15 protein-coding genes, 1 tRNA gene and 1 pseudogene are annotated in these 16,633 nt (G+C 43.8%); 10 read left to right on the forward strand and 7 right to left on the reverse strand.

What is annotated here, in order from left to right; all coding sequences use genetic code 11:
* The coding region (locus tag CXF61_RS14025; protein WP_227526582.1) for a YDG domain-containing protein at nt 1-594 on the forward strand (594 nt) is incomplete at its 5' end.
* Between the two features lie 3 nt (nt 595-597).
* Nucleotides 598-2,289 carry a ShlB/FhaC/HecB family hemolysin secretion/activation protein gene (locus CXF61_RS03395; RefSeq protein WP_165597149.1) on the forward strand — a complete coding sequence of 564 codons (1,692 nt, stop codon included), beginning with the start codon at nt 598-600 and terminating at the stop codon, nt 2,287-2,289.
* A 133-nt stretch (nt 2,290-2,422) separates the two neighbouring features.
* Here the strand turns inward: CXF61_RS03395 and CXF61_RS03400 are convergent.
* The 5 genes and pseudogenes from CXF61_RS03400 to CXF61_RS03415 form a co-directional block, all read right to left on the reverse strand.
* Nucleotides 2,423-3,044: pseudogene (locus CXF61_RS03400) on the reverse strand (IS3 family transposase); the annotation flags it as partial.
* An 84-nt stretch (nt 3,045-3,128) separates the two neighbouring features.
* Complete coding sequence (locus tag CXF61_RS03405) at nt 3,129-4,187, reverse strand: tyrosine-type recombinase/integrase (protein ID WP_413775322.1); 1,059 nt, start codon at nt 4,185-4,187, stop codon at nt 3,129-3,131.
* A gap of 4 nt (nt 4,188-4,191) precedes the next feature.
* Nucleotides 4,192-4,491, reverse strand: coding sequence for an Arm DNA-binding domain-containing protein (locus CXF61_RS14125; RefSeq protein WP_227526584.1), 300 nt, complete (start codon nt 4,489-4,491; stop codon nt 4,192-4,194).
* 163 nt (nt 4,492-4,654) lie between these two features.
* Nucleotides 4,655-4,741 (reverse strand) — tRNA-Leu (locus CXF61_RS03410).
* Nucleotides 4,742-4,893: 152 nt separating this feature from the next.
* Nucleotides 4,894-5,667 carry a ferredoxin--NADP reductase gene (locus CXF61_RS03415; RefSeq protein WP_101205461.1) on the reverse strand — a complete coding sequence of 258 codons (774 nt, stop codon included), beginning with the start codon at nt 5,665-5,667 and terminating at the stop codon, nt 4,894-4,896.
* 426 nt (nt 5,668-6,093) lie between these two features.
* On the opposite strand from CXF61_RS03415, the gene tsaA reads away from it, so the two are divergent.
* From tsaA to gspK, 8 genes are all read left to right on the forward strand, one after another.
* Nucleotides 6,094-6,948 carry a tRNA (N6-threonylcarbamoyladenosine(37)-N6)-methyltransferase TrmO gene (gene tsaA, locus CXF61_RS03420; RefSeq protein WP_165597150.1) on the forward strand — a complete coding sequence of 285 codons (855 nt, stop codon included), beginning with the start codon at nt 6,094-6,096 and terminating at the stop codon, nt 6,946-6,948.
* A 59-nt stretch (nt 6,949-7,007) separates the two neighbouring features.
* The gene (locus CXF61_RS03425) at nt 7,008-8,795 is read left to right on the forward strand and encodes a type IV pilus assembly ATPase TfpB (RefSeq protein WP_165597151.1); all 1,788 of its coding nucleotides are present in this window, start codon (nt 7,008-7,010) and stop codon (nt 8,793-8,795) included.
* 158 nt (nt 8,796-8,953) lie between these two features.
* Nucleotides 8,954-9,742, forward strand: a complete 789-nt coding sequence (locus tag CXF61_RS03430) for a TatD family hydrolase (RefSeq protein WP_165597152.1) — start codon at nt 8,954-8,956, stop codon at nt 9,740-9,742.
* Between the two features lie 233 nt (nt 9,743-9,975).
* The gene (locus tag CXF61_RS03435; protein WP_057759351.1) at nt 9,976-10,659 is read left to right on the forward strand and encodes a TetR/AcrR family transcriptional regulator; all 684 of its coding nucleotides are present in this window, start codon (nt 9,976-9,978) and stop codon (nt 10,657-10,659) included.
* Nucleotides 10,660-10,858: 199 nt separating this feature from the next.
* Nucleotides 10,859-11,683, forward strand: coding sequence for a prepilin-type N-terminal cleavage/methylation domain-containing protein (locus tag CXF61_RS03440; protein WP_165597153.1), 825 nt, complete (start codon nt 10,859-10,861; stop codon nt 11,681-11,683).
* A gap of 38 nt (nt 11,684-11,721) precedes the next feature.
* The gene (gene gspI, locus CXF61_RS03445; protein ID WP_227526585.1) at nt 11,722-12,192 is read left to right on the forward strand and encodes a type II secretion system minor pseudopilin GspI; all 471 of its coding nucleotides are present in this window, start codon (nt 11,722-11,724) and stop codon (nt 12,190-12,192) included.
* A complete protein-coding gene (gene gspJ, locus CXF61_RS03450; protein ID WP_165597155.1) occupies nt 12,189-13,028 on the forward strand; it encodes a type II secretion system minor pseudopilin GspJ in 840 nt (279 codons plus the stop codon). The genes gspI and gspJ overlap by 4 nt, the downstream gene beginning before the upstream one ends.
* 54 nt (nt 13,029-13,082) lie before the next feature.
* Nucleotides 13,083-14,144, forward strand: coding sequence for a type II secretion system minor pseudopilin GspK (gene gspK / locus CXF61_RS03455; protein WP_165597156.1), 1,062 nt, complete (start codon nt 13,083-13,085; stop codon nt 14,142-14,144).
* 22 nt (nt 14,145-14,166) lie between these two features.
* On the opposite strand, the gene CXF61_RS03460 is transcribed toward gspK, so the two are convergent.
* Together CXF61_RS03460 and CXF61_RS03465 are read right to left on the reverse strand one after the other, a co-directional pair.
* On the reverse strand, nt 14,167-14,847 hold the full coding sequence (locus CXF61_RS03460) for a TetR family transcriptional regulator (protein WP_057759356.1): 681 nt from the start codon (nt 14,845-14,847) through the stop codon (nt 14,167-14,169).
* A 104-nt stretch (nt 14,848-14,951) separates the two neighbouring features.
* Entirely contained in the window at nt 14,952-16,367 is a 1,416-nt protein-coding gene (locus CXF61_RS03465) for a deoxyguanosinetriphosphate triphosphohydrolase (RefSeq protein ID WP_165597157.1), read from the reverse strand.
* Nucleotides 16,368-16,633: the final 266 nt, after the last annotated feature.

Here is a 16,633-nt window from a genome sequence, read left to right on the forward strand (position 1 = left end):
CAAAGTGTGACTGGCTTTAGCGCCACCGGTCTTGTCAATGGTGAAACCGAATCCGTCTTAGCTCAAGTGAGCGCAGGAACAACTGGCACCAATGCCGGCAGCTATACCAGCACCGCTAGCGGTACCGACAACAACTACGATCTCACCTTTATCGATGGCAGCTTAGACATCGCCAAAGCACAGATTAAACAAGTCAGTGGTATCACAGCAGACAACCGTATCTTCGACACCAGCACCAACGCCACTCTAAACACACAATCTGCACAGTTCGACGGCATATTTGGTACAGATGAGTTAACGGTCGGCTCTGCTACTGGACAATTTGAGAATTCGCTTGTCGGCGTTGATAAAACCGTCAATATCACAGGGATCAGTTTGAGCGGTGCGGATGCGGCAAACTATGACTTGATCAATACCACAGCGACAGCACGTGCGGATATTTATACTTTAACGCCAACTGATTATCTGCAAGCCCTACCAACCAGACAAGTACAGGCACGACCTGTCGCTTCTAGCCTTACCATAGCAGCCATAGACGTCATCAATGGCGGTGTTAATTTGACTGGCCTTACTACGCTAACTGGAGTGCGTTAATCCATGAAATCACATTATCAATACAGCACCCTTGCTTTATCCATCACGGCTTGTTCTATGCTTATGAGTACCATGAGTCACGCAGCGCCCGTACCTAATTCAGGCCAGTTGCTACAGCAGCAGCAACCGCCTGTCTTTGCGCTACCACAAACTGCTGTCGATGTTGAACGCACACAATCTATCCCAAGTACAACAGACTCCACTTTACAGATACCCGTACAGAAGATTACCATTGAAGGCAATCGCCAGTTTAGTACTGCCCAACTACACGCACTTGTTACCGATGCCGAAGGTCAACGTATGAGTCTGGCCAGTCTTCAAGCCTTGGCCCAGCGCATTACTGACTTCTATCAAAGCCAAGGTTATATCTATAGCCAAGCGTACTTACCACAGCAAACACTGAGTGACGGTGTGGTACGCATTGCTGTCCTAGAAGCCGTGTATGATCAGACCCAAATAAACAATCAAAGTCGAACGCAAGACTGGCTGCTTGATGCCACGGTTGCACCTCTAACACCTGGTAGCCATATCGAACAGCAACAGATGCAGCAGCAGCTCAAAGGGCTCAATCGTCTGAACGGTGTCACCACTCGTAATGTACTAATGCCTGGCACCACCACGGGCAGTAGCCAGTTGAACATTGACGTGCAGAACACCCCTTTAGTGACAGGCTATGTGGGTGCAGATAACTTTGGTAACGAGTACACCAACGAAGCCAGACTAACCGCAGGTATCGCAGCCAATAATCTTGCCGGACTGGGTGATCAGCTGAGCGTTGAAGGTTTGACCACAGGGTCAGCGCTTAACTATGGCAGAGTTGGTTACGAGTTTGTCTTTACAGGTATGGGGACACGTGCAGGTGCAAGTTACTCTTATCTAGATTACGACCTAGGTGATGAGCTTGAGGATATTGGGGCCGAAGGCAGTGCGGCTCAAACCAGTGTTTGGTTGTCACAACCTGTCTTACTCAGCAACTCAGCTGAGTTGTCAGTGTCATTACAATATGATTATAAGCAACTCGAAGATGACATCAATGTCAGCCAGTACTATAAACACCGCGACATCGATCTGATTACAGCTCGTTTAGACGGGTCGCAGTATGATCAGCTCTTTGGTGGTGGTCTGAGTCAATATGGGGTGTTTAGCAGTTACGGACAGGTTGACTTTAAGAACGATGATGCTAAGGCGTTAGATGCGCAAGCCGCTGATACTCAGGGCAGTTTTTATCGCATCGGAGCCAACCTTTCTCGTTTACAAAATCTCGGCAGTAAGGGTACCCAAGCTTATGTAGGAGTGTACGGCCAATACAGTCCTTATAATTTAGATACGTCAGAACAGTACATTGGGGGTGGGCCATTTAATGTCCGTGGTTATGACTCTAATGTATTGGCAGGCTCAAGTGGTTATTATGCCACCTTAGAGCTGCGTCAAATGCTCATAAGTGATGCAAGCAATCAGCTTGGTGCCAAAGTCTTTGTCGATACGGCCGATGTGACGCTCAATGCTGATAAATGGACGGGATTAACGGGTAGTAATACAGGCCGATTAAGCAGTGCTGGAGTGGGATTCAATTGGGATAGTGCCTCAAACATTCAGGCCAGTGCTGAGGTAGCTTTTCCTATCGGTAGTTTACCGGACCAACTTCAAAGCCGTGATGATGGGCAATACTGGCTGAGTGTGCGTAAGACTTTTTAGGTAGGCTGTGGGTGAAGGGATGCCAATAGCTATAGCATGGTTATTGGTAGGTCAGTTAGGGACATCGATTGTTTCTATAAATCAGAATTATGTCAAAGCAGTTGCCTTTAGCGCTCATTGAGCCTGTAAACTAATGCTGCCTGATAATCTTGTGATACGCACGGCTGCAGTGCTGATCACCTCTATCAGAGTGAACGATTAGCCCTTTGCTTGGACGTTTGTTTTCGATCACCATATTAAGAGCACCGCAGACCAAATCTGCGGTCATACGTTTATTGATGGCATAGCTAACTAGCTCTTTGGTGTACAAGTCTTTAATTCCTACTAAGTACAGCTCATCCTCGTTTGTCCAGATATAAGTATTATCACTGACTCAAGCTTGATTCGGTCTTTGCATATCAAACTGCTGATCTAAAACATTGTCATAAACTAACTTATTATGGTGTGAGTCGGTGGTTACTTTCAAAGCGCTTATGACGAGGGCCTTTGATGCCATGTTCTTCTTTGTTACTTCTGACCATATAAGAGCTGATATCATGCCCATGCTCGGTTAGGTGAGCATGCATATGATCTATGACATAGCGCTCACACGTCTGGCTATGAGCTGCTTTGACAAGTAGTTCACACTGGTTGCGATGTATCTGCTGGTCGCTAATGCCGGGCTCTGACTAGTCGTGGTAGCTTGATGCTTTTACATGTAATACAAGGCACATACAAGTGATACTAAAGAGCTGCTGGTTGTCTTTGATAAAGGCTTGATAAAACGTCTCGTAGAATGAAGTAGATATTGTAGTTTTTAGTAAATAGTATATGGTTCAATTTCCTTAGAAAGCAGTATCTTAATCTTTGTTTTTCAATAGCTCTAAAACCTTATCCTCTCCCAGCTGATCGATCAATGCTTTCAGTTGCGCGGTAGAGTCAGCTTTATTCTGTGCATCTGCTCTAAACTCTGTCGTATCTCTACCTTCTCTCAGCGCATCTAAGTAGTCTGCCCATTTCTGCATCATATCACTACGATCATCAATGTATTCAAATCGACCATATGCCGTGCCATTAGGATCCTTAGTCGTATGACCCAATGCCATCTCTACAAGCACAAGCGGATACTTTAATTGCTCTTGTAAGAGTGTTTTTGCTGTTGCTCTAAAGCCATGAGCACAATGTATGTTTTGATAGCCTAAATCCTTGAGGCGTTTGTTTGCCGTATTTTCAGATATGATCTGGTGCTTTTTTGCCGTCTGACTAAAGAAGACATATTCGGTATGCCCGTTTATTTTTTGTTGTTTATGTAATATAGCTACGGCTTGATCAGGTAGGGGAACTACCTGATCTTTGACCATGTTTACCTTACCTTGGCCTTTTAATGGTTTTAATTGCCATCTACCAGTCGCCAACTCTACATCAGCCCATCTCATACGGCGTAGATCACCGTTACGCACGAATAGTAATGCCAATAGCCTAAGGGAGTTAATCGTGTTTGGATCGCCTACGATTGTTTCAATAGCTCGCAGTAGCTTAGCAAAATCTTTAGGATGAGTGATGGCAGGACGATGACCATAGCTAGACTTAGCCAACTGACTCTTGATAAGCGCCGCAGGATTGCTGCTACAGAAGCCTCGTGCCCCAGCATAGATAAACACATCACTAGCAATGCCAGCACAGCGTTCAGCCTTATCCGTGGGCTTGCCAGCTTTATTTAATGAGTTAGCTTGGATGTCTAGTAACACTTCGAGCATTCTAGGTGAGCCAATTTCGCTAATAGGTTCATTACCAATATAGGAGCATATAAGCTCTAAACGGCCTTTCTTGCGAATCAGCGTATTACCTTTTTGAGTCTTCTCTAATCCTTCAAAATACTCCCAAGCAAAATGATTAAAAGAGTTTTTAGTTTTACTAATAAGACTATTTTTTTAATTCTTCACGATGATTTTTGGGGTCAATGCTACGGCTTAGTAGCTCTTCATAATCACGCCAAATTTCACAGGCACGAGCGAACGATACGTTTGGATACACGCCAAGCGATATGCGTTTGTTTTTTGAATGAGTAGGGGACAGGTAGCGATAAACCCAAGACTTAGTGCCATTAGGTCTGACCATGAGATACAGCATGGGATGGTTTCTGACAGAGACTAGGTATTCTTTGTCATCGGCTTTATGACTACTGATGCTGCGATCGGAGCTGATAGGTTTACGTGCTTCCATGACTGATACCCCAATGTACATTTAAAAACCAGTGTACATAGTAGTGTACATCAGATGCATGGATTGGGATAGATAGAGCAGGACAGTATAGAACACCAGATACAACAAAGCCCCTGATATCAGGGGCTTTAGCTATTCTATAAGATAGTATAGAACTATGTATTGGTACCAGTGGTCGGACTCGAACCGACACGCTTTTAAAGGCAACGGATTTTGAATCCGTCATGTCTACCAATTCCATCACACTGGCATGTTAGGTGATAATAGTTATTGACTAAATATTATCTAATTGGGCTACAGTGTTGACTGTATAGGCTGCGTATTATAGCAGCCTATTTACATGCGTCAAGTATTATTTTATACAATTTTTCATTTATTCTAATGATGCTAAATAGCATCATTCTAGCCGACAAAGGCACGCTCAACTGCGTAATCTGCTTGCACACCCATACGTGGTGAAACAGTCAAGCCAAAATCATCTAAAATAGCAGAAACCTCAGCATTAAATGGCATGCTGCCACAAAGCATGACACGGTCGTCATCTTTATTCATTGGCGGTAAACCAATATCTTCGAACAGTTTACCTGATTTCATCAAATCAGTGACACGACCTTGGTTTCTAAACTCTTCACGCGTAACGGTTGGATAATAGATAAATTTTTCGCGATACCATTCACCAAAGATTTCATCATTAGGCAGCTCATTTTCAAACATTTCACGATAAGCCAAATCATGAACATGACGTACGCCATGTACTAAGATGATTTTGTCAAAACGTTCATACACTTCAGGATCACGTGCTAGTGACAAGAATGGAGCAAGACCAGTACCAGTAGAGAGCATGTAAAGGTTCTTACCTGGTAGCAGATCGTCCAATACTAGTGTGCCCGTTGGCTTTTTGCTGACTAACAGCTCATCACCTACTTTGATATGTTGCAAGCGCGAAGTTAATGGACCATCTTGAACTTTAATAGAAAAGAATTCTAAATGATCTTCATAGTTAGGGCTAGCAATTGAATAAGCGCGTAATAGTGGCTTGCCATCAACAACAAGTCCAATCATCGCAAATTCGCCATTACGAAAGCGCAAGCCATCGTCACGAGTGGTTTTGATACTAAATAGAGAGTCATTCCAGTGATGAACCTCTGTGACCGTTTCGGTGCGAAGTTTTGACATAAAGTCCTCGTTAATAAGTTGTTATTTGTGTGTTAAGTTTGAATAAGTATTAAATCAGAATTTTCAATGTTAAATTGAACATTATAAAAACGTATCAGTCTTTTAATCGTTGTCGAAACTGCTATTTTTATGAACGAGTAAATGATGAGTAAGCGTAATACAGCTGGTTTATCAGCTTATATATAGCCAACTATTACGTCATTAGACATAGTAAATTTGCGTCAACGATGACAGCATTAACGGTCATATCGCCCAAATGTAAATGACTCTCATCAAATTTCTTGCTCATAATACCAAACTTTAAAATAAAAATCCGTCTAGCAGTGATTGTCTAGCATGATAAAATGGAATATCGTTAGTGAGTAATTTTGTATCATTTGGCAAAACTGCTTTATAAGGGCAGTTTTGTATTACTGGAGTTGGTCTATGCTTGATGAGAACCCCCTGTTAGATAACTACCATCAAGCTCCTGTTATTGGCTATCATCGTGCGCCGCTTTCGCAAAAATTTGGTGCGCCACGCCAGCCAAACCTGGTCGCTTTGACTAGTGTCATTGAGATGTTAGCGCCATATGATACGCCAGCTGCATTTGATGGTTTGGATAAGTTTAGTCATATATGGGTGAGTTGGCAGTTTCATCATAATTATCGATATAAAAATAACAATGAAACCAGTAGTGGCTTTCGCGCTCAAGTACGCCCACCAAGATTGGGTGGTAATCAAAAAATAGGGGTGTTTGCCAGTCGCAGTATGTATCGTCCTTCAGGACTAGGCCTATCTGTTGTCAAGCTCGAACAGGTCAAAATAGTTCAAGGCCGTGTGTTATTGATTATCAAAGGTGCTGATATGATAGATAGCACGCCAATCATCGATATAAAGCCATATGTGGCCTATAGTGATGCGCTGACACAAATAAAAAATGGATTTGCGCCAACCGCTCCAGAGTTATTAAACGTAACCGTGACCGATGTTGCTAACGAACAGTTTATGATGCTAGTAAGCGCAGGCGGGCCTAGTAATGCTAACAATGATACAAGTATCAAAGACGCAAACACTGGATTGAGTAACACGACAGTTGCGTCTACGATTCATCGTATACAAAATCAACTAGTAGCCTCAGATATGAGCATTATCAAAGCATTAATTGCCCAAGACCCGCGTCCAGCTTATCGTCGGACAGAGATAGCCATGCCATTTGTTATGCGTTATAAATCCGTTGATGTGAGTTTTCAGTTGATAGAATCAGGACAGCTACAGATAATCGCTGTGGTTACGGTGTAGCTGGCTTGCATCGATATCGTTTTTAACAACACGTTTTAAAATAATAGAAGAAGAGAGATATGTCTGCTCAACAGTACTCGATAGTGATTGATTTGCGTTGGTGTCTAGATGAGCTATTGGCAGATAAAGTGATTGACCAACGCGGCTATAACCTAGTCATCACTAGCCGTCGCGACAAAGCGCAGCATCCTTTACTAACGATTAGTGAATTTGGCTTGCCTAATGGCCATGCGACGGACAATAGCGCTGAAAATAAATTAACTTTGGCTTGGCTCAACCAGTGGTTGGCGGCTAAAGCAGATATGTCTCTCATTCGTATTGACCCTCTAAAAGTTGATGTCCCTGCAGTCACACAATTGATGTCATTTGAATATGCACGTTCACAGCATATTTTACCGATTGAGGTCGCTATAGACGAAGTGGTTATCGGAACGGATCAGCCTTTTTATACTGACTGGCACTCAAGTATTGAAAAATTGATCAAATCAAAAAGCTATCGTACGGTCTATATCAATCCTGAGCAAATCAAACGCTATCGGCAAGAGTTCTATCAAGTCACCCAAGCGATTGCAGGCGCAAATAGTGTCCATAAGCGTGCAGCTGCCGATGTGACCAATGTCGAAGCATTATTGCAATTGGGTGACAATACCAACCCTGATGCCAATGACCAGCATATTGTTAGAGTCGTTGACTGGCTGTTGCAATATGCCTTTGAGCAACGAGCTAGTGATATCCATTTAGAGCCACGTCGTGAGACAGGTAAGGTTCGCTTCCGAATTGATGGTGTACTCCATACGGTGTATGAGATGCCATTGGCAATCATCGTTGCGGTAACCGCACGTATCAAAATTCTAGGACGGCTAAATGTCGCAGAAAAGCGTAAGCCGCAAGATGGCCGTTTAAAGACGCGAACGCCGAAGGGGTTAGAGACAGAGCTTCGTTTATCGACTATGCCAACCGCGTTTGGTGAAAAGTTGGTCATGCGGGTGTTCGATCCTGAAGTACTGGTGCGCTCCTTTGCTCAGCTTGGTCTATCCGGCAAGCAGCTTGAAACGTGGCATGAATTGACTGCTCATCCAAACGGGATTATTTTGGTCACTGGGCCTACAGGGTCGGGTAAAACCACGACCTTGTATAGTACCCTCAAGCAGCTAGCGACTGAACAAGTCAATGTCTGTACCATTGAAGATCCTATTGAAATGATTGAACCTGCATTTAACCAAATGCAAGTGAATCCAGGTGTCGATTTAAACTTTGCTGACGGCATTCGCTCCTTGATGCGTCAAGATCCTGACATCATTATGGTAGGGGAGATTCGTGATGCCGAAACAGCCAATATGGCAGTACAAGCCTCATTAACAGGGCATTTGGTGCTCTCGACACTACATACTAACGATGCGCCAAGTTCAATCACTCGCTTGCATGATTTGGGTATTCAGCCATTTCTGACATCAGCAACTATCTTAGGCGTAATGGCACAGCGCTTGTTACGTACGCTATGCCCGCATTGCAAAAAAGCAGTAGACGTTGTGCCAGATAGCGAGGTTGCCATTCAATGGCAGGAGTTGGTACAACCTTGGCGTGCGCCTGCCCCAGCACAAATTTATATGGCTCAAGGCTGCGAGCATTGTCGACATACTGGTTATCAGGGACGAGTCGGCCTATACGAAATTATGCCATTGTCTAACGAATTAAAAAAGCTGGTCGCAGCCGATACAAATTTAGATGTACTCAAACAACAAGCCTATCGTGAAGGTCTACAGCCATTACGTCTATCAGGGGCAAAGCGTATTAGTGAAGGCGTGACAACCATAGAAGAGGTGATGCGAGTCGTGCCTCTTAATTAGTCTCATGTATTAGGACATGTATTAGTGAATAGGTTTTTAAGAGTAGGAAATACGATGCCACTTGAAAACAGCTTCCTTCACAGCAATCAATGCAAATAAGATTTAAATTTTTAATTCCCAGACTTTTAATTGAGAAAGTTTCAACAACGAGATTATTTATGTTTACAGATACTCATTGTCACCTCAACCGTTTAGATTTGACGAAATACGATGGTAAATTATCTGGTGCGATTGACGCCATGAAAACTGCTAATGTTACCCGTGCGATGGCGATCATGTGTGATTTTGCAGAATATGACGAGATTGCCAATATTGTGAGCACCTATAGCGACGAGACACTAAATCTAGGGATGAGTGTAGGTATTCATCCCTGTGAAGATATCGATGTACTGAAATCAGCGACAGTTGAGCGTTTAATCGAGACTGCTGATAAAGACCATGTATGGGCAATAGGCGAGACAGGGCTAGATTACTACTGGTCTACAGAAAATAAAAAAGAGCAACAAGCCAGTCTTGCACGTCATATCCATGCCAGTCAGCAACTAAAAAAACCGCTTGTCATACATATGCGCGATGCAAAAGAAGATACGATCGATATCTTAAAAAGCGAAGGTGCTGAGCATGGCATTATTCATTGCTTCACTGAAGATTGGGAGACTGCGAAACGTGCTTTAGATTTAGGATTTTATATTTCCTTCTCAGGCATTGTTAGCTTTAAAAGTGCCCAAAATATCCAAGATGCTGCAAGGCACATGCCTAGAGACAGAATCTTGATTGAGACCGACAGTCCATATTTGGCGCCTGTGCCTAAGCGTGGTCGTCCCAATGAGCCTGCCTACGTACCTTATGTCGCGAGCTTTATCGCAGATATGTATGGTTGTGATAGTAACGAGGTCGGAGCATTAACCGCAAAAAACTTTGAAAATTTACTGGCACAGTATCGCTAAAATGGTTATGATATGACCAGTCAGTCATTTATGTGATAGTCGTATAGTTCAATCCCCCTTAGTATTTGATTTACTAAATGTAACTATATGATTATCAATGACTATTTGTAAATATAAGCATATCCCTTTTATGGTATTTCAGCAGTTCTTGTATAGTTTTATACGCTCATTGCCAAATGTACGCACATAATTGATGGTCATATGCTTAATCTTGTCATGTTTTAGGAGAGATTATGAGTCGTCAGCACCAGTTCAAGGCACGAGAAGAGAACATCTTAGCGATGGCAGAACAATTGCTACTTGAGTCAGGCGATGGTGATATCACTTTAGACAGTTTGGCAGATCAACTCGATTTGGCTAAAGGCACCCTGTACAAGCATTTCTCCAGTAAAGATGAGCTTTATCTGCGTATTATTATTCGTTACGAAGAGCAATTGTTTGAGATTAACCGTATTGATGACTGCCCCTCAGCAGGCGTTGCCCGTATGATTTTTCAGCAGTTATTCAACCCGCAAAAAGCCATGCTATTGAACCAAATCGAAGAGCGTTTGGCAGCATCAGTGACTGGTCTCAATCGTTTGTTTGGTGAGTTATATGATATCCGTCGCCAGCGCATGAAGCGTTTGATTGATATTATTAGCGCATACCTAAAAGATGAGCACAGTAATTTGAGTACTCGTGATTATCTATCGTCTATTTGGGCGATTGGTCAGGGCGGTGCAGGGCTCTTAAACTCAAGCTTTTACCAACGCTATTTAGGTCGCCGTGATACGCTGCGTTATGCTTTTGTTCAGCAAGTGCTAGAGTTGCCAAGCCATTATCCTGCTGATGATGAAGAGGTCATGGATGAGGATATGCAAGAGCTGGTAGAGCAAATCGATACTGAATCAGAAGAGCACCGTAATACCAATTACTAAAGTAGTTATTGGTAAAGTAGCTCTTAGTAAAGGAACTATTAATAAACTAGCAAGTAATTTTTGGGTTGTGAACCTTTCTTGGTTTTAATAAATCGTGTTGTAATGCTTACTATTGCAGCACGAATTCATATATCTTTTAATATTCTTCAAAAACTTTTTCTCATTCTGCGACAATTAAAATTGGGCTTATAGGTGCAATATGCCGGTCACTGTCAAGACTCAGTCCAGTTCAGCGGCTACTTGCTCTTTCACTTTAATTAGTCAAACGTCTCAGTCAAACTGCTTAGATATAAGACCTACAGACCGTTGTCGAAGCTGCTTCTCCATATCAACTGATATCCATCACTTATCATCATTCTCATCAATAAACAGTCGGACACAGGCTGGTTTTACATTGGTAGAAATCGTGGTGGTAGTGGTTATCTTGTCTATATTTGCTGGCATAATGAGTTTGTCTGTCGGTAGCAGTGAATCCCGCAAAAACCGCGCTTTTTATGAGCATCTGACCGATTCATTGAGTTACGTTCGCCTATTGTCGGCTGAACGTATGCAGCCGATGGGTTTGCGTATGCAGGCAGATAAGCAGGGGCAGGTAGAGCCGGTCATCGTTACATTATCAAATCCATATGTCGCATACCAGACAACGGAGATGATGTCAGATAGCACCGACAGTCAGCCTAAAAATGCTATGGAGCTGTCGGCAGAGGTTGCTGGTCTATCAGGCTCTACTGATGAGCAAAAACCAACGCCAAGTTGGGAAGTCGAGTCGGATATCAATTTGCCTGAACTGCCCACTGGCGTGAGTATTAGAGTTCAAAGTTTGGATTCTAGCGGTTTACAGAGTACGGGACGAACCCAAACGTTACAGCCTTGGTTTAGCGATCAAAATGTACCGCAGGTATTGTGGTTTGGTACAGGACAAGCAACGCCTGTCACCATTGAAGTACTTCACGATTCGCGTTTAGTGGGCGAGGTGATTACCATAATGCCAGATGGTAGCATGCGAATCGGACAGGGGTTATAGTGACTAAATTATACAAACCTCCTATGACAAGCCAGCCTATGTCACCAAAATCTATATCACTCAAGTCTGGGCGCGAGAGCGGCTTTACCCTTATCGAAGTGATGGTTGCTCTGGCTATTTTTGCAGTGGTAGCAGTCGCGGCGAGCCGTGCCAGTAGTGCATATCTGAGCTCAGTTGATATATTGCGTACTCGTACGCTTGCTCACTTCGTCGCTCAAAATGCCGCCGCTGATTTACGTATTCAAGAAACGTGGCTGACAGCCAACCGCACCCAAACCGTTAATGCACAAGGGCGCAATTGGCAAATAGAAATGACAGTCAGTGACGCCATCACACCTGCCCTAAAAGAAGTAAATATCGAAGTTTCGCCTATTATAGATGGACAGACGCGCACATCGGTCACTGATATCACTGTGATGCTAAGTAATACTGAGCAAGATACGGGCAGTTTGGATTTAAGTGGTCTAAGCACAACAGGCAATAGCGAGCAGGCCGGGGGCGGTCTGTGAGATGTCAGCGTGGTTTTACACTGCTTGAGCTAATGGTTGCGATGGCAATATTTGCGATGCTAGCCGTTGCAGGCTGGCAGGTATTTGATGGGGTCAACCGTGCCCGTGAGCGCGCGCAATTTCATGCTGACAATCTGGCTGTTCTGCAGTACGCTTATTTACAGTTACAGCAAGACATGGGTCAAATTATCCCTTATCAAGCGCCGACTACTCAAAGTGTCAGTGCGGCGAATAACAGTCCAAGCGATAGTACTAACGCGAACACTAGCTCCCAATCAAGCGAGCAAATAAACAAAATGGCACCTGAGCCATTTATGAGCTTAGATGGCGAGCATGTCAGCTTTGTACGCTTTGCCGATCCTGATCCAAGATATCAGAATAGTAATAGCATCCAACGTATCGAATATATTTTTGCGGATGAGCGTTTGATACGTCGTCAGTATACTAGTATGGAAGGCGGGCGTGACAGCGTCAGCCTAGACAGCGTATTGCTCGAAGGTGTCACAGCAGGAAGCTGGCAAGCTTATCTACCAGAGCTAAGTAGCAGATTTCCAAGCGATGACGCGAACAGTAGTACAAATACAGCGGTGAGACAATCAGCGAATACTAAGCCCACAGCTGTTTTATTACCGAAAGGAATCGCGGTCAGCTTTACATACCAAGATATGCCAATCACTTGGCAATGGGCACTCGCCCCGCAACCGATATCGCCTAGCAATAGTCAAAGCACAGCCAATAATACAGATGATAGTAGCAGCAATGATAATGCTAATAATGACAACAGCGGTAGTAGTAGTGGTAGTGACAATAATAGCAATGTAGAAACGAATAATTGAGAAGGTAGTAGTTAAAATGCATCAATTGCTCAACAACAAAGGCTATGTATGTCGATGACTGCGAACTCTCAACGCGGTGTTGCACTGCTGACTATCTTATTATTGGTAGTGAGTATTACTGTGGTTGCAGGGTCGATGCTTGCTAGCCAAAAAATTGCAATTAGGCGTAGTGGTCTGTTATTCGATCAAAATCAGTTGCTGCAAGATATCGATGCAGGTCAACAGTTAGCAGTGACGATGATTCGCGCTGATAGCAACCTCAATGATACGGATAGTGCGCAAGATATCTGGGCGCAGCCTATACCACCTTATACATTGGCTAGTCACAGTGTCAGCATCGAGCTACGCGATGAGTCTGGTCGTTTTAACATTAATAACTTGTATCAAGATGGGTCGGCCAATACCACTGCTTTAGCAGTATTCCAACGACTACTCACGCAACTAAATCTAGAGCCTGATATCGCTATTGCTATACTTGATTGGCAAGATGCAGACGGCGAGGTATATCAAGATGGTGGTGATGAAAGTACGGTATATGCGCAGCAGTCAAACGCTGTAGCAACAGATGCTCTGTCAAATCAGCCTTTTGTCAGTATCGATCAGCTACTAGAAGTAAAAGGGGTGAGCGTTGAAACTCTAGCCGTATTACGACCTTATATTACCGCAGTGCCTTATTATGTGCCTATTAATATCAATACTGCCAGTCCTGTATTGTTAGCCGCACTAATTGATGGTGCTAACAGCCAACAGATGCAAGCCTTGGTAGATATGCGTGCACAGCAGGCGCTGACGTCTATTGATGCAGTATGGCAATTACCGATATTTGGCAGTGTAAATGATGAGCAGCGAAAGGCTTTAACACCCATGCTCGCCGTTGATAGCCAAGCATTCATGGCGCTTATCACAGCGACTGATAATGCAACTGTCGGTCAAGCGAGAGAGCGTTTTGCTACTGTTTTGATTAGTAAAACTGTCGTTGATAATAATCAAGTAGTTAATAGTAGTGAGGCTGCTAGTAATAATCAGGCGAGTAACAGTAGTGAGGTAGACGGTAAAATGCCCAAGGAAGTCAAAGTAGTGACACAGCGACTATGGGCATTTCATCCGAGCTTTTAGCAGAGAGTATTGGGATCGACATTTAGTCTTTTAGGCGTGTTTCTTCGCTAGACTTCCAGTTATAAGCCCCGTAAAAAAGCATCTGTGCTTGACGAGTACAGTTATGCAGCATCAGCTGTTTGTTCTCTTCGATTTCGTTTAGATCAATCTCATCATCATGATCTTCTGTATAAGTCAGCTCTAGCCAATCGATAATCCAAGAAAAGAACATATTTACGCCAGCCTCCGCCAATAGGCGACGGTCATAAGCATTGATATGGGTAAACGCTGGCTGTAACGCTAAGTCGTCTGCCAACCCTTGAGCATGTATCTTAATCAACTCATTGATGGCTTTTCGTACTGCTTCTGACCCACCATAACGCTCACTGACCAAGAACTGCCAGTAATAAGGCTGATCGCTGACCATATACAAGAATAGCTGAATACTTTTTGCGATTTGACGATCAAAGCTACGTTTGCGCCCAATCTGCAGGCTATCACTTAACGTGGCTAACGTACCGCCCAATTCCTCAATGACCAAAGCGCGCCCGAGTGACTCCATATCATCAAAATGGCGATAAAACGCAGTCGGCACAACGCCAACCTCGCGTGTTACTTGTCTGAGACTGATAGAGCTAAAAGATTGCCCTGTCATACATAAATCGAGCACAGCATTAAAAAAGGCGTGCCGAGTTTGAAGTTTTTTTTGTTCGCGACTGCTCATAATATTTCAAAATTGTCCGGTAGGTGTTTATCATACTCATTTCAACGCATAAATACGACTGAAATACGTCATTCGTGTTAATTTACTAAACCTGTACTGGTCTTTTAAACCACTGTGCCCCAATGACCCTGCAATTCTTGCGCCAGTCGATAAGCTTCATGGTCATTCATACCTGTAATAAAATCCAAAATATTTAAGACATTATGATAGATATCGTCAGACAAGATGCGGCGATGTTCGTCAAGATGGGGCTGTAGTAATCTTAACAGACGTTGCTGCTCAAAAGACATCGGCGGCTGCATAGTAGCAGATTGCGACCCTGTCCAAGCGAGTGGCATAAAGGCATTCAATAGGCTATGCAAGCACTGATTGGCCATCAGCTCCATTCTTACTTTACTCGGATGGTTGAATATTTTTTCGCGTGCCAGTTGCTTAGCTTGATTAATACCATTCTGTACGCTGGTATCGCAATGGGCAAATAGGCTACCTTGCAACGTGCCAGCTAGCAATGCATCACTGTTGGCGACAAAAGCATCGGTAACTGTATTGACCAAACGCATCATGGCTCGTGCCCGCAGAGAGGCAAGACTTTGTCTGACAGACATATGCGCTGGCAAGTTTACGCTGCTTGGACGCTCACCAATCAGCTCATAAAATATCGTGGCAACTTCGCCATAGGTTAGCATATTCAGATTGATACCATCTTCTAAATCGATTAGCGCATAACAGATATCATCTGCTGCTTCTAGCAGGTAAGCCAATGGATGGCGCGCAAAGCCATCGTGTTGCTCCGAGCGTGGCAAATGCAAACACGCCGCTAACTCTTCTAACTGAGAAGCCTCGCTATAAAAGCAGCCGAATTTTTGCACATTATAATGGTTGTCATTGACATTGTTACTGTGAGTTGCCAACCACGGATATTTCATAAAGGCGCCTAGCGTGGCACAGGTGAGCCGCATGCCACCCTTGTCAGGATGATGCTCATTACGTGCTAATAGGCGAAACCCTTGAGCATTGCCCTCGTATGCCAGTAAATCCAGTCGCTCGTTGCTGCTTAAGTTTTGCAAAATCGCTTGCGGTTCAGGCTGCCGAAACCAATCACGAATCGCATATTCTCCAGCGTGGCCAAAAGGCGGATTGCCAATGTCATGAGCGAGACAAGCTGCTTGTACGATCACGCCGACGTCTGCAGGTGAGACTCCTGCTGGTAGGCCGCTACTTAGTGCGTCATGAATTTTTTCGGCGGCCATCATTCCCAAAGAGCGACCAATAGAAGAGACTTCTAGCGAGTGAGTCAGGCGTGTATGAATACCGAGCTGATTGGTCAATGGATGGACTTGGGTTTTCTGATTTAACTGGCGAAAAGAGTGAGAAAATACCAGTCTGTCATAGTCTTTGTGAAACTGAGAACGAGTACTGGTATTGGCGTTAAATTTTTTGGAAGCACCAAGACGTTGTGAGTTGAGAAGATGTGACCATTGTGTGGTAGGGGACGACAAGGAAGTTGGTTTATTTAGCATATTGAAACATCCGGAACCAAGGGAGCCTCTAGCATAGCAAAATAGCGCCCTTGGTACAGCTATATAGTCAGAGAACTACTAAACGGCTACGGCGTTCCCCTTCTTAGAGCTACTATTTGTACAATCTGCAGTCGGCTGCCTTGTACCTGTTTTAGACTTCTTTGACTAGAGTTGATGCCCTATAAATTGGGTACGGTGCCAGTTTTGCTTAGCCTACTATTGGTAGTGCTTTCACTCGCCTTGCTTGTATTCAAATTATATTGAAT

It is taken from the genome of Psychrobacter sp. 4Dc (assembly GCF_002836715.1).
Lineage (GTDB): Bacteria > Pseudomonadota > Gammaproteobacteria > Pseudomonadales > Moraxellaceae > Psychrobacter.

Coding starts and splice junctions, on each gene's coding strand:
- gspK (WP_165597156.1), top strand. CDS start 13,083: ATGACTGCGAACTCTCAACGCGGTGTTGCACTGCTGACTATCTTATTA.
- CXF61_RS03435 (WP_057759351.1), top strand. CDS start 9,976: ATGAGTCGTCAGCACCAGTTCAAGGCACGAGAAGAGAACATCTTAGCG.
- gspI (WP_227526585.1), top strand. CDS start 11,722: ATGTCACCAAAATCTATATCACTCAAGTCTGGGCGCGAGAGCGGCTTT.
- CXF61_RS03430 (WP_165597152.1), top strand. CDS start 8,954: ATGTTTACAGATACTCATTGTCACCTCAACCGTTTAGATTTGACGAAA.
- CXF61_RS03440 (WP_165597153.1), top strand. CDS start 10,859: ATGCCGGTCACTGTCAAGACTCAGTCCAGTTCAGCGGCTACTTGCTCT.
- CXF61_RS03415 (WP_101205461.1), bottom strand. CDS start 5,667: ATGTCAAAACTTCGCACCGAAACGGTCACAGAGGTTCATCACTGGAAT.
- tsaA (WP_165597150.1), top strand. CDS start 6,094: ATGCTTGATGAGAACCCCCTGTTAGATAACTACCATCAAGCTCCTGTT.
- CXF61_RS03460 (WP_057759356.1), bottom strand. CDS start 14,847: ATGAGCAGTCGCGAACAAAAAAAACTTCAAACTCGGCACGCCTTTTTT.
- CXF61_RS03395 (WP_165597149.1), top strand. CDS start 598: ATGAAATCACATTATCAATACAGCACCCTTGCTTTATCCATCACGGCT.
- CXF61_RS14125 (WP_227526584.1), bottom strand. CDS start 4,491: ATGGAAGCACGTAAACCTATCAGCTCCGATCGCAGCATCAGTAGTCAT.
- CXF61_RS03465 (WP_165597157.1), bottom strand. CDS start 16,367: ATGCTAAATAAACCAACTTCCTTGTCGTCCCCTACCACACAATGGTCA.
- CXF61_RS03425 (WP_165597151.1), top strand. CDS start 7,008: ATGTCTGCTCAACAGTACTCGATAGTGATTGATTTGCGTTGGTGTCTA.